At 72.9% G+C, this 25,133-nt stretch carries 20 protein-coding genes and 1 pseudogene; 9 read left to right on the forward strand and 12 right to left on the reverse strand.

Translation table 11 applies throughout. From position 1 onward, the window contains the following. Positions 1-153 precede the first annotated feature (153 nt). The gene (locus WMF22_RS01530; protein WP_438034618.1) at positions 154-2,169 is read left to right on the forward strand and encodes a Kelch repeat-containing protein; all 2,016 of its coding nucleotides are present in this window, start codon (positions 154-156) and stop codon (positions 2,167-2,169) included. A gap of 489 nt (positions 2,170-2,658) precedes the next feature. Here the strand turns inward: WMF22_RS01530 and WMF22_RS01535 are convergent. The 4 genes and pseudogenes from WMF22_RS01535 to WMF22_RS01550 form a co-directional block, all read right to left on the reverse strand. Next, positions 2,659-3,105 (reverse strand): annotated as a pseudogene (locus WMF22_RS01535) (Uma2 family endonuclease); the annotation flags it as partial. 170 nt (positions 3,106-3,275) lie between these two features. Further along, positions 3,276-4,841, reverse strand: a complete 1,566-nt coding sequence (locus tag WMF22_RS01540) for an ATP-binding protein (RefSeq protein WP_438034619.1) — start codon at positions 4,839-4,841, stop codon at positions 3,276-3,278. Positions 4,842-4,925: 84 nt separating this feature from the next. After that, positions 4,926-6,002: a hypothetical protein gene (locus WMF22_RS01545; protein WP_437297370.1), complete on the reverse strand. Its 1,077-nt coding sequence runs from the start codon at positions 6,000-6,002 to the stop codon at positions 4,926-4,928. 10 nt (positions 6,003-6,012) lie between these two features. Continuing rightward, the gene (locus WMF22_RS01550) at positions 6,013-7,890 is read right to left on the reverse strand and encodes a serine/threonine protein kinase (protein ID WP_438034620.1); all 1,878 of its coding nucleotides are present in this window, start codon (positions 7,888-7,890) and stop codon (positions 6,013-6,015) included. Between the two features lie 455 nt (positions 7,891-8,345). Here WMF22_RS01550 and WMF22_RS01555 point away from each other — a divergent pair, with 455 nt between their 5' ends. Then, the gene (locus WMF22_RS01555; RefSeq protein ID WP_437297372.1) at positions 8,346-11,765 is read left to right on the forward strand and encodes a DUF2126 domain-containing protein; all 3,420 of its coding nucleotides are present in this window, start codon (positions 8,346-8,348) and stop codon (positions 11,763-11,765) included. Between the two features lie 395 nt (positions 11,766-12,160). Next, entirely contained in the window at positions 12,161-12,376 is a 216-nt protein-coding gene (locus WMF22_RS01560) for a hypothetical protein (protein ID WP_437297373.1), read from the forward strand. A 21-nt stretch (positions 12,377-12,397) separates the two neighbouring features. On the opposite strand, the gene WMF22_RS01565 is transcribed toward WMF22_RS01560, so the two are convergent. Together WMF22_RS01565 and WMF22_RS01570 are read right to left on the reverse strand one after the other, a co-directional pair. Continuing rightward, complete coding sequence (locus tag WMF22_RS01565) at positions 12,398-13,756, reverse strand: hypothetical protein (RefSeq protein WP_438034621.1); 1,359 nt, start codon at positions 13,754-13,756, stop codon at positions 12,398-12,400. A 264-nt stretch (positions 13,757-14,020) separates the two neighbouring features. Then, entirely contained in the window at positions 14,021-14,599 is a 579-nt protein-coding gene (locus WMF22_RS01570) for a protoglobin family protein (RefSeq protein WP_437301518.1), read from the reverse strand. Between the two features lie 412 nt (positions 14,600-15,011). Here WMF22_RS01570 and WMF22_RS01575 point away from each other — a divergent pair, with 412 nt between their 5' ends. After that, positions 15,012-15,902 carry an SDR family oxidoreductase gene (locus WMF22_RS01575; RefSeq protein ID WP_437297375.1) on the forward strand — a complete coding sequence of 297 codons (891 nt, stop codon included), beginning with the start codon at positions 15,012-15,014 and terminating at the stop codon, positions 15,900-15,902. Positions 15,903-16,040: 138 nt separating this feature from the next. Here WMF22_RS01575 and WMF22_RS01580 read toward each other — a convergent pair whose 3' ends face one another. Together WMF22_RS01580 and WMF22_RS01585 are read right to left on the reverse strand one after the other, a co-directional pair. Continuing rightward, positions 16,041-16,475 carry a hypothetical protein gene (locus WMF22_RS01580; RefSeq protein WP_437297376.1) on the reverse strand — a complete coding sequence of 145 codons (435 nt, stop codon included), beginning with the start codon at positions 16,473-16,475 and terminating at the stop codon, positions 16,041-16,043. A gap of 80 nt (positions 16,476-16,555) precedes the next feature. Then, on the reverse strand, positions 16,556-17,302 hold the full coding sequence (locus WMF22_RS01585; protein WP_438034622.1) for a hypothetical protein: 747 nt from the start codon (positions 17,300-17,302) through the stop codon (positions 16,556-16,558). 93 nt (positions 17,303-17,395) lie between these two features. On the opposite strand from WMF22_RS01585, the gene WMF22_RS01590 reads away from it, so the two are divergent. From WMF22_RS01590 to WMF22_RS01600, 3 genes are all read left to right on the forward strand, one after another. Further along, on the forward strand, positions 17,396-18,037 hold the full coding sequence (locus WMF22_RS01590) for an O-methyltransferase (RefSeq protein ID WP_438034623.1): 642 nt from the start codon (positions 17,396-17,398) through the stop codon (positions 18,035-18,037). Positions 18,038-18,138: 101 nt separating this feature from the next. Beyond that, entirely contained in the window at positions 18,139-19,035 is an 897-nt protein-coding gene (locus WMF22_RS01595) for a type III pantothenate kinase (RefSeq protein WP_437297379.1), read from the forward strand. 38 nt (positions 19,036-19,073) lie between these two features. Next, positions 19,074-20,102, forward strand: a complete 1,029-nt coding sequence (locus WMF22_RS01600) for a FecCD family ABC transporter permease (protein ID WP_438034624.1) — start codon at positions 19,074-19,076, stop codon at positions 20,100-20,102. A gap of 13 nt (positions 20,103-20,115) precedes the next feature. On the opposite strand, the gene WMF22_RS01605 is transcribed toward WMF22_RS01600, so the two are convergent. From WMF22_RS01605 to WMF22_RS01620, 4 genes are all read right to left on the reverse strand, one after another. After that, entirely contained in the window at positions 20,116-20,514 is a 399-nt protein-coding gene (locus WMF22_RS01605; protein ID WP_012232930.1) for a (deoxy)nucleoside triphosphate pyrophosphohydrolase, read from the reverse strand. Between the two features lie 95 nt (positions 20,515-20,609). Continuing rightward, positions 20,610-21,710: an FHA domain-containing protein gene (locus WMF22_RS01610; RefSeq protein ID WP_437297381.1), complete on the reverse strand. Its 1,101-nt coding sequence runs from the start codon at positions 21,708-21,710 to the stop codon at positions 20,610-20,612. A 307-nt stretch (positions 21,711-22,017) separates the two neighbouring features. After that, a complete protein-coding gene (gene ruvA / locus WMF22_RS01615; RefSeq protein WP_438034625.1) occupies positions 22,018-22,644 on the reverse strand; it encodes a Holliday junction branch migration protein RuvA in 627 nt (208 codons plus the stop codon). Beyond that, complete coding sequence (locus WMF22_RS01620) at positions 22,641-23,162, reverse strand: hypothetical protein (RefSeq protein WP_438034626.1); 522 nt, start codon at positions 23,160-23,162, stop codon at positions 22,641-22,643. Before WMF22_RS01620 ends, ruvA begins: the two co-directional genes overlap by 4 nt. 213 nt (positions 23,163-23,375) lie before the next feature. On the opposite strand from WMF22_RS01620, the gene WMF22_RS01625 reads away from it, so the two are divergent. Next, positions 23,376-23,783: a hypothetical protein gene (locus WMF22_RS01625; RefSeq protein ID WP_438034627.1), complete on the forward strand. Its 408-nt coding sequence runs from the start codon at positions 23,376-23,378 to the stop codon at positions 23,781-23,783. Next, a complete protein-coding gene (locus tag WMF22_RS01630) occupies positions 23,780-25,111 on the forward strand; it encodes a LysM peptidoglycan-binding domain-containing protein (RefSeq protein ID WP_438034628.1) in 1,332 nt (443 codons plus the stop codon). The genes WMF22_RS01625 and WMF22_RS01630 overlap by 4 nt, the downstream gene beginning before the upstream one ends. Positions 25,112-25,133: the final 22 nt, after the last annotated feature.

Genomic DNA, 25,133 nt, shown 5'->3' on the forward strand with positions numbered 1-25,133 from the left:
GGTGATGCGCTCGGCGCATCGGGTCGTGGGCGAGCAACTTCAGAAGGACGTGCGCTCCTCCGGCCCCCTCGATTGCACGGATGAATTTTGTCGCGCCCCGGCGCACCCGACGTCCTGCAGCCCGACGCGACAACGGGCGCAGGAGCTTGCGGGATGCGAACGCTTCAATCGTATCGAGGCTCGCGGGACAGCGAGCCTGGCAGCAGGAGCAGCCTCGGCTTCCGGGGTGCGGCGCGGGCCGGGAGCTTGCCCCTGCCGGTGTGGCCAGCGGCGATCGCCCTCTTCACCGCGGCCCTGGTCGGCTGCGCGCAGGGCGACGACCTGGGAAGGGGGCCGGCTGGCCTCTGGCGCGATCCGCCCCTCCTCGAACCGGCCGGCGAGGAGCCGACCGCCGACGCCGCGACCTCCACGATGGCCGAGCCCCGGGTCGACCACGACGCCGTCGTGCTCCACAGCGGCAAGGTCCTCGTCTTCGGTGGCGCGACGCGGATCCTCGTAGAGCCCGAGCCTCTCAGGTTGTTCGACGACACGCTGCTGACCAGCACGGCGCTGTACGATCCGGCGACAGGGACATGGGCTCCGGCCGCGCCGAGGGCGATCACCGGTTCCGTGGCGACCTCCCGCGTCATGGTCCTCCAGGACGGCCGTGTGCTCGTCGCGTCGGGGGTCTCGTTCGAGCTCTACGATCCCGCGCTCGATGTGTGGACCTCCACGGCCCGGATGCCCACCGCTCGCGCCGCTTCGACATGCGGCACGGCCATGCTGGCCGACGGCCGTGTGCTCGTCGCCGGCGGGAGGGTCCTGGAGGGACCCTCTCCGAGCCGCGGCGTCGCCGAGATCTACGACCCTGCCACCGACACATGGTCGGCGACAACGCCCATGCGGACCGCGATGAACGCGGTTCGCGGCGCGATCTCGCTGAAGGACGGCAGGGTCCTCGTCAGCGATGGTGTCTCCCGCTCCGAGCTGTTCGATCCGGCCTCGGCGACATGGACCCTGGGGCCGCCTCTCCGCTTCAAGGACATCGTGCTGCTGTCGGACGGCAAGGTGCTCATGATCCTGCGCCACGATGGCCCCGACGCCTTGTCCAGCGTCTATGATCCGGTCACGGACACCCAGACCGCGATGCCGCCGTTCGCCTTGCCGGCCGCGAGCGGGATCGTGTCGCCGGCGCTCACGGCGCTGCGGGACGGCCGCGCATCGTTCACGGGCGGCTACACGCGCGAGACCAGCTCCGAGGCGTGTACCGGTACTTCTGATCCGTGGGACTGCCCTGTTTACTACAAGTTCTCTGGTGCCGTGTGGATGTTCGATCCGGTCGCCCAGCGCTGGAGCCCTGCCGCGCCGATGAGGCTCCCCCGGGCTGGCCACACGGCCACGCAGCTCCTCGACGGCGCGGTGCTGATCGCCGGCGGCGACGTCGTCGACATCGTCGCCATCCCCGGGCTCGTCTCGACGACCAACGCGGAGCTCTACGCGCTTTCCACGTCTCCGCTCGGCGCGCCGTGCGACGATGGCGCCTCCTGCGACAGCGGCTTCTGCGCGGATGGGGTCTGCTGCGATGCCGCCTGCGACGCCGGCCCTTGCGATGCTTGCGTGGTGGTCGCCGGTGCCTCCGAGGACGGCCGCTGTGCGCCGCTCACGGGCACCGCCTGTGACGATGGGGATGCGTGCACCGATGGCGACACCTGCCAGGCGGGCGCGTGCGCAGCAGGCGCCGTCGACATTTGCGGCAGCGGAGGCGAAGGAGGCAGCGCTGGCGCCGGTGGCAGCAGCGTTGGCGAAGGAGGGAGCGCTGGCGAAGGTGGCAGCAGCGTTGGTGAAGGAGGCAGCGCGGGCGCCGGTGGCAGCGGCGTTGGTGAAGGAGGCAGCGCTGGCGCCGGTGGCCGTGGCGCCGGTGGAAGCGCCGGCGAAGGTGGCAGCAGCAGCGACGGCGCTTGCAGCACCTCGCAGTCGTCCGGCGGCGATCCAGAGCCAGGCTCAGGCGGCGATGGAGACCACGCTGGAGGCGGCGGCGGCGGCGGCGGCGCCGGCGCTCCGGACGGCGGTGGCGACACGTCGATGAGCTGCCGAGTCGCGAGCCCTGGCCAGGCTCCCCCGCGGTGGCTCGGAGCGCTCTCGCTCCTTGGCGTGCTGGGGCTGCGCCGGCGGCGATCCGGAGGCAGGTGATGGGACGACTCAGGAGATGCGATGGGCCCGAAGGGCACCTCGACTTCGCGGCCGCTGGACCGGCCGCGATGCTCTCCTGCGGCTCGGCCTCCCCGTGGAGCTGCAATCGGGTTGAAACCGCATGCAACAGCAAGAAGATGAACCGCCCACCTTGCGCCGTTGCGGTTTCTCTTCCCTTCTGTTGATTCCTCGGGGTTGCCTCATCGTCGGTGCTCCAGGACACCGATGACGTTGATCGAGCGAGAAATTAGCCGCCAAGGCGCCAAGGACGCCAAGAACAAAACAAAATCTTGGCGTCCTTGGCGCGCTTGGCGGTTCAAATTCTTGTTCTTTTCCGGGGTTTCAAGCCGTCTATCGCTCTAGGCACCGCCACCGGGCCGACCAGGGAGATCGGACAGGGGATTCGCAACACCCTGTGTCGCCTCGGCCAGGAGTACAACCATCGCTGCTCGGTCCAGGTCGGCTCGGACAGGTCAGCGCGGCTGCAGGTCACCTCGCCCAGAGGACCGAGAGATCGAGCTCGATGGCGTGGAAGGGCTCGGCGCGGACGCGCGCGGCGTCGCGGTGGACGACGGCGGGCCCCCAGCCGCCATCCGCGCCGAGCACGTAGACCTCCAGCGTCCGGGCGATCGGGTCGACCAGCCACGCGTGCCGCACGCCCTCGCGTGCGTAGATCGGCATCTTGTCGTCGCGGTCGACGCGCTCCGTCGAAGGGGAAAGCACCTCGCAGATCCAGTCCGGGGCGAGCGCGAAGTACGCCGTGTCGGGCATCTCGGGCATGCGTTCGCGGCGCCAGCCGGCGAGATCAGGCACGAGCGCGTCGAGCTCGCCCGGCGCGCCCGGGTCGGGGAAGCGCAGCTCGAGCGCGTCGATGATGTGCCAGCCGCCGGGCCCTCCGTCGCCCAGATCGAACGGTCCGCCCAGCTTGATGCCTAGAAGACCGATCACGTTGATCGAGCGAGAAGTGAACCGCCAAGGCGCCATAAGACGCCAAGATTATTGTGATTCTCTTGGCGTCGTTGGCGCCTTGGCGGTTCGAATTCTGCTCTCTTCTGGCGGTTTCAACCCGTTTGTCGCTCTAGGGCACATCGCGTCCGTACTGGCCCTCAGCCCCTCGCCCCCGCCCCCCTCCGCGGCAGCCGCGCCGTGAACGTCGTCCCCCGCTCCGCCTGGCTCGCCACCTCGATCACCCCGCCGTGCGCCCGCGCGATCTGGTGCGCGATGAACAGTCCGAGCCCGAGCCCCCGCCCCGCGCTCGCTCGCCCCTCCGCGGGCGACGCCTGCTGCCAGGGCTCGAACAGCGTCGCCAGCCGCTCCGGCGCGATCTCCGGGCCCTCGTTGTGCACCTCGATCAGCACGTCGCCCCCGCGCGGCCGGATCGCCACCCGCACGGCGCTCCCGGGATCGGCGTGGTCGACCGCGTTCTGCACGAGGTTCGTCACCATCTGGGCGATCCGCTCGGGATCCCACAGCCCCGCGCCGCTCCCCCGCAGATCGAGCCGGATCGGCACCCCCGCGCGCGTCGCACGGAGCTCGTCGATCGCCCCCTTGCAGAGGACATGGAGGTTCCCCGGCCTCCGCGCGACAGGGATGCTGTCGCCGAAGCAGCTCCGGGTCAGGTCGAGCAGGTCGTCGATCGTCCGCGCCATGCGGCGCGCGCTCGCCGCGATGCCCTCGACGCTCGTCGCCTGGCGCGGCGTCAGGTTGCCGTGGCGCACCAGCGTGCTCGACGCCAGCGTGACCGCCGTGAGCGGCGTGCGCAGGTAATGGCTGAGCGCGGCCAGGAATCGATCGCGAAACGCGAGATCGTCCAGCCGCGCAGCCTCCGCCCGCTTGCGATCGGAGATGTCGATCGCCGTGCCGATCATCCGGACGCTGCGCCCTGTCGCGTCGAAGAAGGTGCGCCCCTGCACGCAGACCCAGCGCTCGATCCCGTCGCGGATCCCCACGAGGCGGTACTCGATGCCGTACTCGCCGCCGCTCTCCGGGGCCTGCGAGCGCAGCACGGCCTCCTGCACGCGCGCGCGATCGTCCGGGTGGATCGCCGAGAGGAAGAGCTCGTAATCGACGTCTGACTCGACGTCCGACGCCGGCTCCAGCCCGCACACCTCCCGGCAGCGGTCGTCCCAGCGCAGCTTGCCGGTCACCGTGTCGTAATCCCAGACGCCGACGCCGCCGGCCTGCGTCGCGAGCCGCAGGCGCGCGCCGCTGTCCTCGAGCGCGGCGCGCGTCGCCCGCTCGATCTCGAGGGCGCTCGTCCACATGCTCGCGTCCACCACCGCGTGGAGGACCTGGGCCTCCCCCACGCCGAGCGCGATGTCCTGGGCGACGCACTCCTCGATCAGCGCAGCCCGGAGGTGCGATAGCTCCCGCAGCGCCGCCTCGATGCAGCGGCCCCGCGTGACGCAGCGGCGCGCGTGGTCCTCGACCCGCTCGTACGCGCCGCGGAGCGCCGCGTCCTCGCCGGCGAGCCGGCTCGCCGCGAGCGCCTCGATCAGGTGCTCGAGCAGCGCCGGCGCCGCGTCGTCGAGCACCGGGCGCTCGCCCCGCCGCGGCGCCGGCGCCCTGGGGTCGTCGAGCACCCGGCGCGTCCAGCGATCGAGCACGTCGCGCTTGCAGCTGCGGAGCCGGGAGGCAGCGGAGATCTTTGCTAGCGGGCCGGCGTCATCCATCGATACAAAGCGAGCGCCCGCCGGCGCGGATGTCACGTGAGGACGCCCCCTGATTGGCGCGTAAGTGACCGTCACCGGGCGGCGCTAGAAAGCGCCCAGCACCCCGACGCCGCCGCCCTCCGGGCCGATGAGCGGCACGATGCGCGCCTGCACCCGCGCTGGCGAGCCCTGCCGTGCCGCCGCGGCGCTCGCGCCCTCCGCCCTCGATGGGCCCGAGGTCAGCACGAGGACCGCCCCCGCGGCGAGCGCGGCGACGCCCACGCCGACGCCGATCGTGGACACGAGCGCCTTGGTCTCCGCCGCGTTGATCTCCTTGCGACCTTCCGGCGTACACAGCTTCTCCGGACAGAGCGTTTCGTCCTTTTCCGCGTCGCTCGCTTGCCCCGAGGCGAGGATGCCGAACACAGCGCCGACGCCGAGCACCGCCGCGCCGGCGCCCCCGATCACGAAGCCCGCGGTCTGCAGGCCGCCCCCGCCGCTGCGGCCGCCGGCGGTGCCGCCGGCCGGCGGCGCCTGCGGCGCGGCGGGCTTGCTCGCGGGCGCCACCGGCAGGAGCTTCGGGATGGCGATCGCCTTCAGATCGGCGCTCTCGCCGACCTGGACGGTCGTCGACCAGACCGTGTAGCCGCTCGCCGTCGCCTCGACCTCGTGCGCCCCGGGATCGATCGGGATCGGCGTGCCGAGCGCGGCCGCGGGGATGTCGCCGCCGTCGACGCGGACCAGCAGGCCGGGCGTGTTCTCCGCGTTGAGCTGGATCTTCGAGAGCCTCGGCTCCAGGGCGTCGATGTGCTCCTGCGCGAACGCCTCCCGCGCGGCGTTGCCCTCCTTCTTCGAGGCGAAGAGCGCCTCCTTGAACTGCCCCCACGCGGTCGCCGTCCTGCCGAGCCCCTCGTTGCACAGGGCCAGGTTGAGCAGCGTCCCGGTGCCGGGCCGCAGGCGCTGGCTCTCGGCCAGCTTGGGGCACGCCTGCGCGTACGACTTCGCCTCCATCAGGCGGCGCCCCTCCTCGAACAGCGTCTGGGCGAGCGTCGGATCGCTGCCCGCGCCCTGCGCGGCGGCGCCCGAGGGCGCGAACAGGGCGGCCGAGCCGAGCACGACCGCGGCGAGGGCGAGGCGGGCGCGACGGAGCGCGCGGGGGGCATGGACTGTCGAGGGGATCATGGCTGTGGGCTCAGTGCGGATCGTTCAGGTCGATGCCCTTCGGAGGGCGCTGCGTCGTCGTGCCTTGCGACGGGCGGGCGGCCGGCGTGGTGCGCCCCGCAGGCGCGCCGCCCCGGGCGGCGGTGGGCGCCGTCCTCGGCGACGCCGCGGGGGAGCTCGCGGCCGCCGCGGCGTTCGGCGCGGGGGCGCTCGCGGCCGCGGAGGCGCTCGCCGCCGCTGCGTCAGCCGTCGTCGCTGCGTCGGCTGCCGCCCCTGTCGGGCGGATCGTCGGCCCGTCCGGCGTCGTCGTTCCGGCGGCATGCGCGGGCTGCTCGGGGGTCGGCGCAGGCGCCGGCGCGGCGGTCTCCGTCGCGCTCACGGCGACCGTCGGCACCGCCGCCGTGCCCTCCGTCCCGTCGCCGCCCCGGCGGAGCATGTAGACGCTGCCGACGATGAGCCCCAGGAGGAGGGTCGCGGAGATCAGCGCGATCGCGAGGATCGCGGAAGGGGAGACCGACAGCCCAGGGATCCGGCGCCCGTCCGACGAGATCCCGAGGTGGGTCGACGACGCGAAGGTCGCGGCGGCGCGGGAGCTCATCGGCGCGCTGTACGGACCGGGGACGATGTGCTGCTGCGGCGCGGGCGCCGGGAAGCCGTTCGGCGGGACCGGGCTCGGCCTGCCGTCGTCGGCAGGGCGAGGCCCGAAGGCGCCGTTGCCCGGCGACGGGGACTGCGAAAACGGCGAGGATGGATGCGGGTAAGGCGTCGAGGCGTGGGCGACGGGCGGCGCCGGCGAGAACGGCGTCCCGTGGGGGAGCGGCGTCGGCGGGCGCGGCGGCGCGGTGTCGCGCTGCCAGGCGGGGTGCGAGGTGGGCCCCGGCCACGACGGCTCGCGAGCGGCCGGCCCAGGGAGCCTCGAGTCCACGCCGGGGAACGACGGCTGCGACGCGCGCTGGCCGCCGGGGATCGCGGCGTGCAGCGACAGGCCGCCCATGCGCGCGATCCTGGCCAGGGTCGTGTACGTGCGCGCGGGCGCGAACGGCGCGAGCGACACGATGAGCTCGGCGACCGACGCGTGCCGGTGCTCGCGCTCGCGGGCGTACGCCTTCTCCAGCACGGCCGCGAGCGCGGCGGGCACGTCGGGGCGGATCTCCCGCAGCGGCGTCGGCGTGCCCGTCAGCACCTCCGCGCAGAGCTGCGGCAGCGTCTCCGCGAAGTACGGCTGCCTGCCGGCGAGCAGCTCGTAGAGCGAGACGCCGAGCGCATAGATGTCCGTCCGGTGATCCACCGAGCGCGTCTGCCGCATCTGCTCCGGCGACATGTACAGGGCCGAGCCCAGCGCCGCGTCCGTGCCCGTCAGGACGTCGACCGCGCCGGTCGCCATCTTGGAGATGCCGAAGTCGAGCACCTTGACGAGCGGCGAGCCGTCGACGCGCGCCGTCAGGAACAGGTTCGCCGGCTTGAGATCGCGGTGGACGATGCCGAGCCCGTGGGCCTCGACGATCGCCTCGCTGCCCTGCGCGATGTAGTCGATCGCGTCCTCGATGCCGAGCACGCCTTGATCGCGGAGCAGGCGCGCCAGGTCGCTCCCGATCAGGAACTCCATGACCATGTAGGGAGCGCCGTTCTCGAGCGTGCCGACGTCCGAAACCCGGGCGACGTGCTCGCTCTTGATCTTCATGCCGGCCTTCGCCTCGCGCAGGAAGCGGGCCGAGCCCTCCGGGTGCTGGGTGAACTCGGGGAGCAGGAACTTCAGGGCGACCCGCTCGTCGAGCACGACGTGGCGGGCCTCGACGACCACACCCATGCCGCCCTGGCCGATGACCCGCTCCACGCGGTACTTGCCGGCGAGCACCGTCCCCGGCTCGACCGGGGGCAGCGAGGGCTGTTTCGTCTCCGGACCCGACACAGCGGGCGATGATCACCGCTTCGCCCTCGGACGGCAAGCGCGGGCGGCGCCGGTGTCGGGGCGCGGCGTGGCGAGGCGGACAGAACGGCGCAAAAGGCGCCGCAGCACGCTGTTTTTGTGCCGTCGCACGGTCGCTTCGCCACACGGCTCGCGCCGTCGCGAGGCCGCGCTGGCGCGCGGTCGCTCCGTCAGACGCTCGCGTCGCTGCGCGGTCGCTCCGTCACACGCTCGCGTCGCTGCGCGGTCGCTCGGTCAGACGCCCGCGTCGCTGCGCGGTCGCTCCGTCACACGCCCGCGTCGCTGCGCGGTCGCGTTGCCCACGCGCCGCCACGCCGTCGATCCCTGGCCGAATCGTCCTCGAAACGATCTCGCAGCGCGCCTCACGCGCGTCACGGAAGGCGAGACGGAAGAGGGCACTTCTGGTTGGATAGGGCCACCCCCGGAGACAAACCACCGTGCGCCTGCTCATCCAGCACCGGACCCGTTACACCTATCCCCGCCCCGCCTCGCTCGGCCCGCAGCTCATCCGGCTGCGGCCCGCGACGCACGCGAAGGCGAAGATCGAGTCGTACAGCCTGAAGATCGACCCGCAGATCGCGGCGCGCTGGCAGCAGGACCCGTACGGCAACCACGTCGCGCGGGTGCTCCTGCCCGCGGGCGAGCGCGTCCCTCACCTCGACATCCTCGTCGAGCTCGCGGTCAGCGTGCGCCCCGTGAACCCGTTCGACTTCTACCTGGACGAGCGCGCGGAGAAGGTCCCGTTCGCGTATCCGGCCGAGCTCAAGCAGGACCTCACCCCCTTCCTCGACAGCGCCGATCCGTCGCTCGCCCGCGGCCCGCTGCTCGACGAGTTCCTGGCCGGGCTGCCCTCGAAGGGCGACACCGTGTCGCTCCTCGTCGCGCTGAACACCGCCGTGAACCGGCGCATCAGGTACGTCATCCGCGAGGAGGCCGGCATCTGGACGCCGGAGGAGACGCTCGCGCAAGGGCGCGGCAGCTGCCGCGACTCGGCGGTGCTGCTCATCGCGGCGCTCCGGTCGCGCGGGCTCGCCGCGCGCTTCGTGAGCGGCTACCTCGTGCAGCTCACGGACGAGGGGATGATCCCCGACCAGCCGCGCGGCGTGAGCCGCGACGTCGTCGACCTGCACGCGTGGGCCGAGGTCTTCCTCCCGGGCGCCGGCTGGATCGGCCTCGACGCGACGAGCGGCCTGCTCTGCGGCGAAGGCCACATCCCGCTCGCCTGCACCGCCTCGCCCGCGCTCGCGGCGCCGGTCGAGGGCACGAGCGACACGCGCGCGACCGACGTGACCTTCGAGATGAAGGTCGGGCGGCTCGGCCACGAGCCGCGGCCCACCACGCCCTACGAGGAGCCCGTGTGGCAGGAGCTCCTTTCCGTGGCCGATCGCGCGGACGAGCGGCTCGCCGCCGCGGGCCTCTCCCTGACCATGGGCGGCGAGCCGACCTTCAACTCGCGCGAGTACCCGGACGCGCCCGAGTGGTGCGAGGGCGCGCTCGGCCCGACGAAGTGGTCGCAAGGGCTCCGGCTCGCGCACGAGCTCCGGCGCCGGATCACGCCGGGCGGCGTCCTGCTGCTCCGCGCCGGCAAGCACTACCCCGGCGAGAGCCTGCCCCGCTGGGCGCTCGAGATCATCGGCCGGCGCGACGGCGTCCCGATCTGGACCGAGATGTCCCAGGCGCGCCACGCCGATCCGGCGACCAGCGCGTCGCGCGGGCGCGGCGTCGAGCTCTCTCGGAGGTTCGCCGACGCGCTCGCGGCGCGGCTCGGGCTGGCCGACTTCCTGATGCCGGCCCTCGAGGACCCCTGGCGCCACCTCCAGGACGAGGCGAGCCTGCCCACCGACGTCGACCCGCTCAAGGCGAACCTCGACGACGCGGAGGAGCGGCGGCGCCTCGCGCGCGTCCTCGATCGCGGGCTCGGGCGAGAGGTCGGCTTCGTCCTGCCCCTCGCGCGCCAGTGGGGGTCGTGGATCAGCGAGCGCTGGGGCTTCCGGCGCGGGCACCTCTTCCTGCTCCCGGGCGACAGCTCCATCGGCCTGCGCCTCCCGCTCCGCTCGCTCGTCGCGGTGGCCCCGCCGCCGCCGATCGAGGAGCTCGTGTCGCCGCCCGACCCGCGGCGCGGCGAGCCCGAGGCCGACGAGGAGGAAGAGAGGCAGCGCCGCGTCCAGCTCCTCGAGGGCGACGGCGACCCGGAGCACGCCGAGACGGCGCGCGCGCGCGCGGCCCAGCGGCACGCCCACGACGGCGAGCGCGCCGCGCATCACGCCCAGCGCGCCGCGCCCGCCGCGGGGCGATCGGGCTACGGCGTGCGCACGGCGCTCTGCGTCGAGACGCGCGACGGCCTCGTGCACGTCTTCTTGCCGCCGCTCCTCGCGCCGGCCGACTTCTTCGAGCTCATCGCCGCGATCGACGCGACCCGGCAGGAGACGGGCATCGACGTGCTGCTCGAGGGGTACCCGCCCCCGGCCGGCGCGAACGTGCTCCGCTTCTCGGTGACGCCGGACCCGGGCGTGCTCGAGGTGAACCTGCCGCCCTCCGACGGGGTGCGCGCGTACGCGTCGCTCGTGGAGACGGTGTTCGACGCGTCGCTCCACAGCGGCCTGCACTGCGAGAAATACCTGATCGACGGGCGCATGGCGGGGAGCGGGGGCGGCCATCACCTCACGTTCGGCGGCCCGACGCCGCTCTCGAGCCCCTTCCTGCGCCGGCCGGATCTGCTGGCCAGCCTGCTCACGTTCAACCAGCACCACCCGTCGCTCTCGTACATGTTCGCCGGCCTCTTCGTCGGCCCGACGTCGCAGGCGCCGCGCGTGGACGAGGCGCGCCACGAGAACCTCTACGAGCTGGAGATCGCGCTCTCGCGCGCGTTCGAGCGCCGGCAGAACGAGCCGGCGTGGCTCTCGGACCTCCTGTTCCGCCACCTGCTCGTGGACATGACGGGCAACACGCACCGCGCCGAGGTGAGCATCGACAAGCTGTTCGATCCGCAGACGGCGCACGGCCGGCAGGGGCTCATCGAGCTGCGCGCCTTCGAGATGCCGCCGCACTTCCGGATGGCGGTCGCCCAGGCGCTCCTCGTCCGCACGCTGCTCGCCTCGTTCGCCGAGGAGCCGTACGCGGGCCGGCTCGTGCGCTGGGGCCAGGCGCTGCACGACCGCTTCCTCCTGCCGTACTACCTGTGGCGCGACTTCGAGGACGTGCTGGATCACCTGAAGCAGCGCGGGCTCGCCCTGCCCGCGGACGCGTACAGGCCGTTCATCGAGCTGCGCTGCCCGGTGGTGGGCACGCTGCACGCCGGCGACGTGGTGCTGGAGGTGCGCAACGCGATCGAGCCGTGGCACGTGCTCGGCGAGGAGCTGACGACGACGGGCACGTCGCGCTACGTGGACTCGTCGATGGAGCGCATCGAGGTGCGGGTGCAGGGGCTCACGCCGGAGCGCCACACGGTGCTCGTGAACGGCCACGTGCTGCCGCTCCGGCCGACGGGGACGGCGGGCGAGCACGTGGGCGGCGTGCGGTTCCGCGCCTGGGCGCCGCCGCACAGCCTGCACGCGCACATCGGCATCCACCACCCGGTCCACATCGACATCCTGGACACGTGGGGCAAGCGCTCGATCGGCGCGTGCGCCTACCACGTGTGGCACCCCGAGGGCCGCGCCTTCGACGCCGCGCCGCTCACGCGGTTCGAGGCGTCGGCGCGGCGCGCGCAGCGGTTCACGATCGAGGGGCCGACGCCCTGGCCGGTGACCGCGAAGCAGGCGATCGCCCACGGCGACGCGCCCTGCACGCTGGATCTACGGCGCTACGCCGTGGACCGGCCGCCGCCCAAGCCGCAGAAGCCCGAGGACGAGGGGTGAGCCGCGGGGCCGCGCTGCGGTGAGACCCAGCGCGGCCGGAGGCTCACCTGGACGGAGGTCCGGGCCTCACGGTCGAGCCGGGTGTGACACTTTGGCCCAGCGCGCACGCCCGGCGCGCCGCGCCGAAAGTCCCGGCGCCGACGCCGCCGAGCGCCGCCATGGCCTCCTCCGCTGTGGCGATTTGCCTTCTCGCGGGGACCCCCACGTCCGCCGGCCGGGGCGCTCGGGTGACCCGGAGCTCCGGCGCCGAGCTCGCTTTGCGCGGCATAACGGCTCTCCGGGGCTGCGGCCCAGCGGGTGAGTCGCGTCAGAACAGCGATTGGTACGCCCCCTGCTTGAGTGTTCGATGTCCCCTGCATCGCATGCGGACAGTACACCACGAAGGAGGACAACCCATGTTGCGCAAGGTGCTCGCAGTGCTCTTGGTCTCCACGATTCCCCTGGCCGCCGGCTGTTTCGTCGACGCGGACGACGACAAGGACGAAGGCGAGGACGACTGCATCACGGCGTGTTCGACGGATCGAGACGATTGCATCGCGGCGTGCGACGACGACGGCGATTGCGTCACGGCGTGCGAAGAGGAGCACGACTGCGACTCGCTCTGCATCTGAGCGCGCCGCGCCGTCGCTGGTTCAGTGATGTCGCCCGGCCAGGCGCCGCGAGAGCCTGGCCGCGAGCGACGGGCGCGTCCGGATCACGTGCCGCATCGGCCGGATCCCGGAGGGGAAGGCGGCCTCGGCGAGCGAGGGCATGAGCGCCTCGTCGACGTTCTTGAGGGCGACCACGCGCTCTTCCCTCCGCTCGATCCAGAGGAGCTCGCCGTCGCCGGCGCGCCCGAGCCGCGGCTCGTCGCCGGCGATCGGCGCGCCGTCGTAGAGCTGCCACAGCGCGGCCTCGACGCCCGCCGCGGCGCCGGCGTCGTCCCACGCGGACGCCCACGCCGTGCCGATCGCGTCCGTCTTCCGATCGCGCACAAACAGGGCGCGATCGCCGTCCCAGGCCGCGGCCAGCGCGCGCATGTCGCCGAGATCGGCCGCGCCCTCGAGCGGGCGCAGGAGCAGGTAGGTGAGCCACTCACCGAGGGTGTCCCAGTCGAGCCGCTCGAGCCGGTCGTCGAGCGTCGACGGCATCTCGTCCAGGCCGACGCCGACCTCGGGGTCCTGGGCGTCGAGGGCGAGGATCTGCTGGGTGCTCGTGGGCGCCCGCGTCGTGAAGAGCGCGTCCTCGCTCGACCAGTCGAACGGCGGGAGCCTGTCGATGACGGGCGTCGCCGCGCTCGCGCCGGTCAGGTTGTGAGCGCAGTACTCGAGCCCGAAGCTGTAGGCGAACGATGGATACGCCATGAACAAGAGGGGGAGATCGCTCTCGGCGAGGAGCTCCTCCCGGCGCGCATGCACCGAGGCCAGGAGCGGGCCCCAGTCCACGAGGTGCAGATCGGCGTCGAGGTGCTCCTGCATGATGAAGCGCCCCTCCGCGAGCGTCGCGTCGCCCTCGGTGACCGCCCGCTGCGCGAGGAACGCGTCGCTCGTGAGCGTGTCGTCCTGGTCCGGCGCCAGGTCGAAATGCTGATCCTGGAGCCCGTGCACGTACTCGTGGATGAGGACGGAGTCGTCCACCTGGCCGATGAGCGCGATGCCGTTGCTCTCGAGAGAGTACCACGCAGCGGCCCAGTCCCCCGAGCGAGCCAGCGTCTTCCGGAGGTCCGCGTCGACGGCGAAGTAGCCGAGGCGGCCGTAGGTCGCGGCCATCTCCGCAAGATCGTCCTCCTCGGCGGCGGCCGCGGCCGCCTCCTGGTCCGCCTCGTACTCGTCCCGCGTGATCGTGACGACCGGCACGGCGTGGCGGAACGACAGCTCCCGCACCTGCTCGGCGCGCTTCGCGAGCCGGGCGAAGCGGCGCTCCTCCTCGGATGGCTCGTCGCTGCAGCCGGCGATCGTCGGGATGACGAACAGCCCCACGAGAAGAGCGATGCCATCGAAGAATCGGTTCATGGTGGGCGGGCGCCTAGCACCGCATGTGCCGGGCTCCTCGTCGCGGCGTTCCCGGCCGAATCAGGCGATCCGGAGGCGCCCCCGCCGGCGCGTGGCGCGCGCGGCGGGGCGGCGCAGCGCGCGCCGTTGTGCCCTTGCGCAAGCCGTCGCGCGATTGCGCAATGGGCCGTCCGCTCGACGCGCCGCCGCCCCCGGGAGGCCGGCGCGCAGCCCGCCGCTGCGGTCCGTCCCGGCGGGCGACGCATGGCCGGAAGGGGAGGGGGATCAGGCCGCCGAGAGGTGGTGGCGCGCGAGGAGGTCGTTCTGGAGCCAGAGCAGCTTGTTGAAGGCGCGGAGGGTGCGCACCTCGGCTTCCCGGTCGAGGCCCAGCGAAAGGATGGTCTGGAGCAGGGCGTCCGACACGAAGCCCATGAGCGCGTTCATCTGCACGAGCGGGACGACGACCTCGGGATTGCCGGCCTTCGCGGTGTGGATCTTCCCCACCATGTCGAGGTAGGTGACCATCTTCGGATCATACGGGTGGGTCACGAGCCGGACGAGGTAGGTTGAGAGGTGCTGCTTGCGGAACTTGATCTGCTCGTGGTCCAGCGTGAGCGACGCGAGGTCGGCCGGGGGCGCCCCCTCGTAGCCGTGCTGCTTCGGCACGAAGTGGCGCTTCGTGGCGTCGTAGAGGAACAGCTTCTCGTACACCGCGTCGACGAGCGCCTCGACCCGGGGGGCGAGGTGCGGCGCGGCGCCGTGGATCGCCGCGATGTCCGCCTCGCCGAAGCCGACAAACTCGATGAGATACCCGAACCGATACTCGAGATCTGACTCCAGACGGCTCTCGTCGATGTGTTTCATCACGACGGTTCTCCTCCGCGTCTTCGCCGGCGGCGTGCCGCGAGACAACGCAGGGTGAAGACACCGGACCAGCTGTCGCCTGTCAAGCCTTGATGTGACAGGCCGCGGCGGTCGTACCGCGCGACAGGGCCGCCGCGTCGTCTGCTCGATCACGTTCGTCACGTCCGTCACGTCGATCACGTCCATCACGTCCATCACCGAGAGATCTCTGCTGCCGTGTCCGCTCGCGAGCGCCCGGCGGGGATCCGACGGCGCGCGCCGCTCGCTGGTCACCGCGCCGGTGGAGGTAGGGGGAGCTCCGATCTGGAGAGCAGGCGGCCACCGATGGCTGAGCTGTCCCGCCGCCCTTATGGCCAGGGTTCGGTGGGAGCGCGTTCGTCCTCTCACCGCAGCGCAGCGTCAGGAGGAGGTTATGCAGAACACTGGACCGACAGCGGATCCGAAAGGCGCGGGCCCGAAGCCGCCTTTCGAGGGCAAGACACAGGAGCGTCCCGGAATCGAAGCCAGGATGGAGCCGAGGCCCGATTACGGCGAGTCGTCGTACAAGGGGCTCGGCCGGCTGAAGGACCGCATCGCGCTGATCACCGGAGGGGACAGCGGGATCGGCCGCGCCGTCGCGCTCGCGTTCGCCCGCGAGGGGGCCCACGTGGCGATCTCCTACCTGAGCGAGCACGAGGACGCGAAGGAGACGGCGCGGGTCATCAAGGAGGCCGGGCGCGAGGCGCTCACGCTGCCCGGCGACCTGGCCGACGAGGCCCATTGCCGGAAGGTGGTCGAGGAGGTGGCGCGTAAATTCGGGCGCATCGATGTCCTCGTGAACAACGCGGCGGAGCAGGGCAAGGCCGTCGAGCGGTTCGAGGACATCGACGCAGCGCGCCTCGAGCGCACCTTCCGCGTCAACATCCTGGCCATGTTCCACATGATCCGGTACGCGCTGCCGCACATGAAGGAAGGCGGCTCGATCATCAACGTCGCCTCGATCCAGGCGTACCAGCCGAGCCCGCAGATCCTCGATTACGCGTCCACCAAGGGGGCGATCGTCACCTTCAGCAAGGGCCTGGCGCAGGACCTCATCGAGCGTGGCATCCGCGTCAACGTCGTGGCGCCCGGCCCCGTGTGGACGCCGCTCATCCAGCAATCGTTCGACAAGGAGAAGGTGGCCACCTTCGGCAAGAATCATCCAATGGAGCGCCCGGCCCAGCCGGCCGAGCTCGCCCCGGCGTTCGTGTTCCTGGCCTCGAACGAGGCGATCTACGTCAACGGCGAGGTCCTCGGCGTAACCGGCGGCAAACCTCTCTCTTGAGGGGCTCACCCGCTTCGGATACGGGCCCACCTCGACGTTTTCGGTGCTCAGCGTACAAGAGTACGCTTCCGCGCCGAAAACGCCGATCTGGGCCCGTCTCCTGTGCGGGTGAGCCCCGCTTCGGGGTAGAGGGGCGCGTCAGGGATCGGTGAGCTGCTTCAGGTCGACGCTGACGCCGAGGTGGTTGAGCGCGTCCTCGGGGCGGGTGAAGATGCCCATCGGCTTTGTATAGCCCTTCGAAAGCCGGCCTAGCTGGAGCACCCCGGTCGCGCTCTTCAGGAGGACCGCGGTCTTCTTGAAGCCTTCCGTCAGCCGCGTGTGACAGTGAGCGAACGCATTCTCGAACCCGGCGTCGTTGCGCAGCGGTGCGTCGCGGGCGTCGACGAGCAGCAGGGTGTGCCGCCTGGCGATCGCCTCGAGCGACCGATTGATGCGGTCGAAGCTCAGCTCGATCGCCGCGATGCTCGGATAGTTCAGCGAATATCGCTTGATGAGCACGAGCTGCTGAGCGGGGTCGTGATGGACGACCGCGTACGGGTCCCGCTCGATCTCGCGCAATCCGAGGAAGGCCACGACGGAATGGTATGTCTGTTCGCCCGGGGCGTCGACCCCCGCGGCGCGGCGCGGCATGGCGGCTCGCGGCGGCTCACCGGTCACCCGCAATCCGCCCCGCACCGCGCCTCTTCGCATGCGAAGACCGCCCCGGCAGCCTGCACGCCGTCCGCGTGCATCGCCGAGCACGCCTCCAGGCAGCCATCTCCGTCCGCACGGCACGCATCCACGCACGCGAGCATTGCCCTGCACGACGGCTCGGCGACGCACGCGTTCATCTCGGCTGCGCACCCTGTCAACCGGCAGGACGCGCAAGGGGACAGCGCGTCTCGCGATGGGCATTGCGCGCTGCACCGCTCGGACGCGCAGCCGCCCTCGAGGAAGATGCCCGAGATGCCCGCCCGGTGCGCCGTCAGGCACGCCTGCTCGCAAGCCACGTCCTCCGCCGCGCAGCCGAGGAGGCAGTTGCCCAGCGCGGCGCACTCCGCGCTCCGCTGGCACGCGCAATAGCTCTCCTGGCAGCGCAGGGCGAGGCAGGTCGTGCACGGGTCGCCGAGCGACGCGCAGTCGTAGACCGCCTCTCCCCCCGCGCCGCCGCCGGCCGCCGTGGAGCTCGCCCCCACGCCGGCGCCTGCGCCACCGGAGCCGCCGGCGCCGCCCATGCCGGCGCCGCCCATGCCGGCGCCGCCGGCGCCGCCCGCGCCGCCCATGCCGGCGCCGCCCGTGCCTCCGCCGGAGCCGCCCGTGCCCCCGCCGGCGCCGCCCGTCCCGGGGCTGCCGTCCGTCGAGCTGCAGGCCGCCGCAAGGAGCGCCGCGGCGGCGCACGTCTTCCAGGAAGAGAAGGCCATGGTCGACGCTACCGCGAAGGCCGCCGGCGGCTCAAGGTGAGGTGAGGAGGGAGCGCGCACCGATGCTACGGTGCCCGGCCGAGGAACCTCGCCATGATCGCCATCGTCAATCCAGAGCTGGATCGCTACGTTCACGACCACTCCGAGCCGCCGCCCGCGCTCCTCGATGAGCTGCGCGAGTTCACCCTGGCCCACGAGCCGAGGGCGGTCATGCAGGTCGGGCGGGTCGAAGGCGCCCTGCTCAGGATGCTGGTCGCGCTCATGCAGGCGCGCCGCGTGCTCGAGATCGGGACGTTCACCGGCTACTCGGCGCTCAGCATGGCCGAGGCGCTCCCGCCGGACGGCGAGCTCATCACCTGCGATCGCGACCCCGAGGTGGTCCGCATCGCCCGATCGTTCTTCGACCGCAGCGAGCACGGCGGGAAGATCCGGATCGCGCTCGGCGACGCGCTCGCCACCCTCCGCGCCATGCCGGCGAGCCCCGCCTTCGATCTCGTGTTCATCGACGCCGACAAGGAGCGGTATCCGGCCTACTACGACGAGGCCCTCCCGCGCCTCCGCAGCGGCGGGCTGATCGTCGCCGACAACACCCTCTGGAGCGGCGAGGTCCTCGCCCCCGAGAGCGCGGACGGCCGCGCCATCGCCGCCTTCAACGATCTCGTCTTCCGCGATCCCCGGGTCGAGAAGATCATGCTCACCGTGCGCGACGGGGTGACGCTCGCGCGCAAGCGCTGAAGGCCGGGCGCGGCGGGCGTGCGGCAGCGCGCCGCGAGCGCCGGTGGCGCGTCCGAAATCCTGGCCGGATCCCGGGCGCGCGGCGCTAGAGTCGGGCCAGCATGCTGCTCGCCATCGACGTCGGGAACACCAACATCAGCTTCGGGGTGCTGGAGGGCGAGGTGCTCCAGCACCACCTCCGCTGCGAGAGCGCGCGCTCCCGCACCTCGGACGAGTACGCCGTGCTCGTCCGGCAGATGCTCGACCTCCGCCGCGTCGACCTCGCCCGCATCGACAGCGCGATCGTCGCGAGCGTCGTGCCGACGCTGACCGACACGATGGTGGGGCTCGTCGAGCGGGCGTTCGGGATCGAGCCGCTCGTCGTGGGGCCCGGCATCAAGACCGGCATGGCCATCCTCTACGAGAACCCGCGCGAGGTCGGCGCCGACCGGATCGTCAACGCGGTCGCGGCGCACGAGTGGGTGCGCCGGCAGCCCGAGCCCGCGCCCCGCGCCGCGCCGGCGCGAGCGCACGCGGCCGAGCCCGACCGGGGGGATCACGCCGCCGCCGGCGTCATCGTCGTCGACTTCGGCACGGCGACGACGTTCGACTGCGTGACCCCGAAGGGAGAGTACCTGGGCGGCGTCATCGCGCCGGGCATCCAGATCAGCGCCGAGGCGCTCTTCTCCCGCGCCGCGCGGCTGTCCCGCGTCGAGATCGCGCTCCCGCCCCGGGTCGTCGGCCGCAACCCCGTCCACTCGATGCAGTCGGGCATCGTGTACGGCTACGCGGGGCTCGTCGACGGGCTCGTGGGCCGCCTCCGGCGGGAGCTCGGCTACCCGTGCCGCGTCATCGCGACCGGTGGCCTGGCGCGGCTCATCGCGCCGCAGACCGAGACCATCGAGGGGGTCGACGACGACCTGACGCTCACCGGGCTGCGCCTGATCTACGAGCGGAACGCCGAGCGAGGCGGCGGGCACGCCCCGCTGCCGCCCGCGGGCGGAGGCGGCCAGGATTGACCTTGCCCGTGTCCGGCCGCGCCCCGCGCCGAGCGAGCGTGCCCTCCCTCCCGGCGCCGCCCGCGCCTGGCCGGGGCCTCCGCCGCGCGCTCGTCCTCGCCGCGGCGCCCGCGGCGCTCGTGCTCTCGCTCGTCCTCGCCGTCCTCCTCGGCGCCGAGCCCGTCTCGATCGCGCGCGCCGTCGCCGAGCCCGGCCTCGACCGGACCCTCCTCCTCGACGTGCGCCTGCCGCGCGTGCTCCTCGCGGCCGTCTCCGGCGCCGGCCTCGCGGCCGTGGGCGCCGCGTTCCAGGCGCTGCTCAGGAACCCGCTGGCCGAGCCGTACGTGCTGGGCGTCTCCGGCGGCTCCGCGCTCGGCGCCGCGGTCGCGATCGCGCTCGGCGTCGGCGCGACGACCGTCCTCGGCGCCACGCTCCTGCCCGCGGCGGCGCTCGCCGGCGGCCTCGTCGCGACGCTGCTCGTCTACGCCATCGCGCGCGGCGCGGCCGAGGGCACCTCCGGCGCCTCGATGCTCCTCGCCGGCGTCATCGTGAACGCCATCGCGGCGGGCCTCATCTCCTTCCTCAAGACGCTCGTCTCTCCCTCGCGCGCCCAGCAGCTGCTCCGGTGGCTCATCGGCTTCGTCGAGCTGCCCACGACCCCGGCCCTCCTCGGCGTCGCCGTCTACGTCGCCGCCGGCTGCGCCGTGCTCCTCGCCGACGCCGCGCGGCTGAACCTCCTCTCGCTCGGCGACGAGTCGGCCGGGACCCTGGGCGTCGACGTCCGCGCCGTCGAGCGCCGGGTCTTCCTCGCGTCCTCGTGCGTCGTCGGCGCGATCGTCAGCCGCACCGGCCTCATCGGCTTCGTCGGGCTCATCGTCCCGCACGCGGTCCGCCGGCTCTGCGGCGCGGATCACCGGCGGCTCCTGCCGCTGTCGCTCGTGGCCGGCGCCGTCCTGCTCGTCACGTGCGACCTCGTCGCGCGGCTCCTGTTCCGGTGGCTCGGCACCGAGCCGCCCGTGGGCGCGGTGACCGCGATGCTCGGCGGGCCGATGTTCCTCGTGCTGCTGCGGCGCTCGCCGCGCCTGTGAGGGCGCGGGCGCGTCAGGTCATGCCGAGGAGCTTGTTCATGCTGGCCTCGTCCGCCGGCGTGAACGGGTAGCGATCGAACTCGGCGCTCGTGACCCACCGGAACGCGTTCACGGCCAGCGAGGCGAGCTCGCCGCTCTTGATGTGGCACTCGTAGAGGTACAGGTCGACGACGTAGCGCTCGTAGGGGTGGCTCACGAACGAGATCAGCTGGCCCACCTCGATCTCGACGTCGAGCCGGTGGCGGACCTCGCGCTTCAGCGCGGCCGCGTCCGTCTCGGTCTCCTCCACGCGCCCCCCGGGGAACTCCCAGAGCATCGGGAGCACGGCGGTCGGCCGGCGCTGGGTGATCAGGTACCGGCCGTCCTGTTCAATCACGGCGGCGACCACGCGGATGGTGCGGACCATTTCCATGGCGAGTGCCTCAGGGCTGCTGCTGAGCGTACGATGGGGCGTCGGGTTGTGCGAGCGGGACGGGTCGCCGTCCTCGGGGCGCCGCTGGCGCGCGCTCAGACGTTGATGCGGAACAGTTGCTGACCCATGAGCAGGATGTCGCCGCCCGTGATCTCGGTCTCGCCGAGGACGCGGAGGAAGGTGCCGTTCGAGCTGCCGAGGTCCGTGAGGAACAGGCGGCCGCCCTGGAGCGAGATCTGGCAGTGGAGCCCGGAGACGTAGCCGTCCTCGGGGAAGAGGATGTCGCCGCGCTCGCGCCCGAGGTGCAGGCCGGTGTCGGGGACCGGGAACGCGTTGCCGGTCGCGTCCCTGCCGATGATGAGGGCGAGCCGCGCGACGTAGCCCTTCGAGGGGCTGCCGAGCCGCTCGACGCCGTCGGGGGTCGTGGGCGCCGGGGAGAGCGGCTCGACGCGGACGATCTCCTGGCCGATGCGGAAGACGTCGCCGTTGTCGAGCTGCACCGGCGTGTCCCTGCGCAGCCTGCGGTAGACGCCGTTCAGCGAGCCCTCGTCCTTGACGAAGAGCCGCCCGCCCTTGATCGAGAACGTCGCGTGGCGCGGCGAGAGGTAGCTGTCGCCGCCGAAGATCGTGCCCGAGTCGCGCCCGACCAGCGTGGGGTTCGTGGGCAGCGTGTACGAGCCGGCCTCGGTGCCGTCGGCACGGAGCGCCGTCAGCACGACGTTCGCGGCGCCCGACGTGGAGACGACCGGCGTGGAGGGCTGCGCGGCCTGGCCCGCCGGCTTGACGAGCTTGAAGCCGCACAGCGCGCAGAACTTGTTCGACGGCGGGTTGGGCTCCTGGCACTGGGGACAGACGACCGTCCCTGCGCCGGCCGCCGCCGCCGGCGTCGCGGGCGCGGCCGCCGCGGCCTTCTTGCTGGCGCCGGTGTCCTCCCCGCGGGCCGGGGCGATGAACGCCGCGGGATCGACGAGCGCGGGCGGCGGGGGCGCGACCGCGGGGCCCTTCTGGGCGCCCGTGCCGATGGCGGTCGGCTCATCGCCGTAGTCCTTCGCCCGCGAAGCCGCGGGCACGCCGTGGGGCGGGGTGCCTGCCGCGAACTTCTTGGGCGAAACGTCGCGAGGCAGCTCGGCGCCGCAGCCGAGGCAGAACTTGTAATGGTCCTGATTTTCCTTGGAGCACTTCGGGCAGGTGATCACCACGCCTCCTCACAACGAGCGACCGGGCTGGGTCCCAGGGCGAACGGCGGCGGGAGCATATTCGCCGCGGCGGCCCTCTGTCGACTGTCTGTCGCTCCTCCGCCCCTCGAGCGGGGGTCGCGCGCCGCCGCCCGCCCGTTCGCCGGGGCGATTCCGCCCGGCAAATCGCAGCTCGCCGGGCGCGGGCGGCCGCGGTTTTCCGCGGCGCGGGCGGCCGCGTTTTGTCGGGCGCGGGTGCCCGGCTTGCGGAGCTCGTCGGGCGTGGGCGGCCCGGCTTGCCGGGCTCGTCGGGCGCCGGCGGTGTGGCTCACTTGGAGAGGAGCGCGAGCGCATCACGCACGAGGTCGCCGAGCGGGGCGCTGTCGACGCGCGCGCCGAGGGCGGTGACGGCGCGCTCCGCCTCGGCCGGGCGGTAGCCCATGCGGGTGAGCGCGCCGTGCAGGAGGTCCTGCTTGGCGCCGGTGGCCGCGGGCGGCGGGGCCGCGGGGGAGAGCGGGGCCGCGGGGAGGTGGACGAGCTTGTCCTTCAGCTCGAGGACGAGGCGCTCGGCGGTCTTCTTGCCGACGCCGGGGATGGCGGTGAGGCGCGCGGTCTCCCGGCGGGAGATCACCGCGGCGAGCTCCCCCGCGCCGAGCGCGCTGAGGATGGCCATCGCGATCTTCGGGCCGATGCTGGAGATGCCGATGAGCACGCGGAAGGCCGCCCGGTCCTCGCGCGTCGCGAAGCCGTACAGGAGGAGCGCGTCCTCGCGCACGTGGGTGTGGACGAACAGGGTGATCGCGTCCGAGCCGGCCTTCGCGTTCGCGGCGATGCCGCGCGCGCGCCCCACGGCCCCGAGCGGGACGGTCACCTCGTAGCCGACCCCGCTGACGTCGAGGACGACCGTGCCCTCGTCGCCTTCTTCCACGACGTGGCCGGAGAGCCGGCCGATCAATTGACCTTGGCCCCTTGCTGGATCCACCTGCGGATGGCGTCGCGCTCCGCCGAGGGCAGGAGGTCGCCGCCAAAGGGCATCGGGTCCCCGCAGCCGTCGGGGGCGCACTCGAGGTCCCCGCAGCTCAGGGTGTCGTCGAGCTTGTGCATGAGGAAGCTGTTCGCGGGGTCGCCGGCCGTGATGCGCGGCATCCCGGAGGGCGCCCTCGACGCGGCGCCGACGTTCTGGGCCACGATCGCGTCGATCTGCGCCTGCGTGGCCTGCTCGCTCAGCGTCGGGCCGAGGTACGCGAACCCGGCCGAGCCGGCCTCGGCGCCGTGGCACGTCGAGCTGAACGAGCAGGACCGCTGGAAGATGGGGAGGACCTCGCCCGCGAAGCTCACCTCGGGCGTGGCGCCGTCGAACTTGCTGTAGTCGAAGCACGCCGTCGCCGCGGGCCCGGGGCCGTCGTCACCGCAGCCGGCGCCGGCGCACGCCGTCGCGACAAGGAAAATCAGGAAGAGTTTCCGCACGTTCACCCCTCGCACCCAGATCTCGGGCTGGGACCCTAGCAGAACTGCGCGCGCTCCGTAACGCGTGACGTCGCGCCGCCCACCTCGGGTCGCGCGCGGTTGTTCCGGCGCGGCGCGCGCGGCGCGTTGCCCCGTCGGGGGCGCGGCGCCCCGCCGCGGGGCGCGGAGATCGCCGCGCGTTTGGCCGGCCGGCGCGGCGGCGGGTAGGCTGGGCGTCCCATGAGGATTGGCCTGGGCATCGGCTCGACGGCGCTCGCGCTCGCCGCGCTCAACGTCGGTTGCGGCGGAGGGCACGACGCGGTCGAACGACAGCTCTCCGAGCTGCGCGCGGAGCTCGTCAGGGTGCGCGCGGAGAACGCGGTGCTCGCGGATCGTGTGGGCTCGCTGGAGCGCTCGCGGGGCGGCGCCCGCGGCGCGGCGCGCCCTGACGAGGCCGGGGCGCGCGCCGTGCTCCCGGAGGAGCCGGACAGGCCCGACCTCGAGGTGGTGCGGCTCGCGCCGGAGGACGACGGCGCGCGGCCGCCGGTGCTCCGCTCGACAGCGAACGGCGCCGTGATCGAAGAGCCCCCGGGCGGGCCGCCGCCGCCGAGCCCGCCCCCCTCCACCCTGTCGAGGCGCAAGCGATGAAGTTCCCCGCGAAGGCAACGCTGGTCCTGGTCTCCCTGGCGATCGTCGCCGCGCCGCCGCTGGCGCGCGCTCAGGACCAGGGCGGCGAGGAGGGCGCCGGCCCGGGGCCGGGCGTCACCGTGGTCCAGCTCCCGAGGGGCGAGCCGACCGTCGAGACGCAGGTCGTGGTGCCGGGTTACCCGCAGCCGGGGTTCGATCCGAACGCCCACCTGCCCTCGAGCTCGCGGGGCACGACGGACACGTCCCGCCCGTCGGACGGCTTCGATCTGGGCCGCCGCAGCGAGGGCCCCGCCTCGGTGAAGGGCGGCGCGAACGGCAGCTACGTCGTCGAGGGGCAGTTCGTTCCCGAGTCGCACTCGGTGCGGCGCGGCGACACGCTCTGGGACATCTCGGGCAGGTACTACACGAACCCGTATGCGTGGCCGCAGGTCTGGGCGCTGAACCCGCAGCTCCAGAACCCGCACTGGATCTACCCGGGCGACCGGATCCGGCTCCGCGACCCGAGCGAGGGCCCGACCCGCGGCAGCATCGGGTTCGGCGCGAACCAGCTGAGTCGAGGGGGGAGGGTGCCGTCGAAGACGATCTTCCTGCGCGAGCTCGGCTGGGTCGACGACGTGAAGAAGGACACGTGGGGGGAGCTCGTCGCGAGCCCCGACGACCAGATGCTCCTCAGCGAGGGCGACGACGTCTACCTCCGCCTCTCGGACGATCACGAGGTCTCGATCGGCCAGGAGCTGACGATCTTCCGCGAGATCAAGAAGGTGAAGAGCGGGGACGTGAAGGGCGAGCTCGTGACGGTGCGCGGCACGGCGCGCGTGGATCGTTACAACCCGAAGACGCACATGGTGCGCGCGCGGCTCATCGAGTCGCTCGACGTCGTCGAGCGCACGGACAGGGTCGGCGCGGTGCTGCGGCGCCTCGACGTGGTGCCGCCGGTGGGCGCCGAGGCGGATCTCGAGGCGAAGATCCTCGCGGCCGTCTACCCCTATCAGCTCGTCGGGCAGCACCAGGTGGTGTTCATCGACAAGGGCGAGAAGGACGGCGTGAAGCCGGGGCAGCGCTTCTTCGCGGTCCGGCGGGGCGACCGCTGGCTGCAGCAGCTCGGGAGCGCGGGCAGGCTGGCCACGGTCCGGCCGCGGGTGCAGGACGAGCGTCCGGCGCAGGTCGACGAGCCGAAGTTCGGCGTCGACGAGGAGCTGCTGCCGGACGAGACCTACGCCGAGCTGCGGGTCGTGCATGTGCGCGAGCGCACGGCTGCGGCGCTCGTGACCCACGCGATGTACGAGGTCGAGCGGGACGCGGTGCTGGTCTCGCGCAAGGGCCTCTGAGGATCGACCGCCAGCGGCGTTC

Source organism: Sorangium sp. So ce204, assembly GCF_051526795.1.
GTDB lineage: Bacteria > Myxococcota_A > Polyangia > Polyangiales > Polyangiaceae > Sorangium > Sorangium cellulosum_B.

Coding starts and splice junctions, on each gene's coding strand:
- WMF22_RS01540 (WP_438034619.1), bottom strand. CDS start 4,841: ATGGATGACGCCGGCCCGCTAGCAAAGATCTCCGCTGCCTCCCGGCTC.
- WMF22_RS01575 (WP_437297375.1), top strand. CDS start 15,012: ATGCAGAACACTGGACCGACAGCGGATCCGAAAGGCGCGGGCCCGAAG.
- WMF22_RS01560 (WP_437297373.1), top strand. CDS start 12,161: ATGTTGCGCAAGGTGCTCGCAGTGCTCTTGGTCTCCACGATTCCCCTG.
- WMF22_RS01595 (WP_437297379.1), top strand. CDS start 18,139: ATGCTGCTCGCCATCGACGTCGGGAACACCAACATCAGCTTCGGGGTG.
- WMF22_RS01565 (WP_438034621.1), bottom strand. CDS start 13,756: ATGAACCGATTCTTCGATGGCATCGCTCTTCTCGTGGGGCTGTTCGTC.
- WMF22_RS01585 (WP_438034622.1), bottom strand. CDS start 17,302: ATGGCCTTCTCTTCCTGGAAGACGTGCGCCGCCGCGGCGCTCCTTGCG.
- WMF22_RS01530 (WP_438034618.1), top strand. CDS start 154: ATGCGAACGCTTCAATCGTATCGAGGCTCGCGGGACAGCGAGCCTGGC.
- WMF22_RS01605 (WP_012232930.1), bottom strand. CDS start 20,514: ATGGAAATGGTCCGCACCATCCGCGTGGTCGCCGCCGTGATTGAACAG.
- WMF22_RS01625 (WP_438034627.1), top strand. CDS start 23,376: ATGAGGATTGGCCTGGGCATCGGCTCGACGGCGCTCGCGCTCGCCGCG.
- WMF22_RS01630 (WP_438034628.1), top strand. CDS start 23,780: ATGAAGTTCCCCGCGAAGGCAACGCTGGTCCTGGTCTCCCTGGCGATC.
- WMF22_RS01590 (WP_438034623.1), top strand. CDS start 17,396: ATGATCGCCATCGTCAATCCAGAGCTGGATCGCTACGTTCACGACCAC.
- WMF22_RS01545 (WP_437297370.1), bottom strand. CDS start 6,002: ATGATCCCCTCGACAGTCCATGCCCCCCGCGCGCTCCGTCGCGCCCGC.
- WMF22_RS01570 (WP_437301518.1), bottom strand. CDS start 14,599: ATGAAACACATCGACGAGAGCCGTCTGGAGTCAGATCTCGAGTATCGG.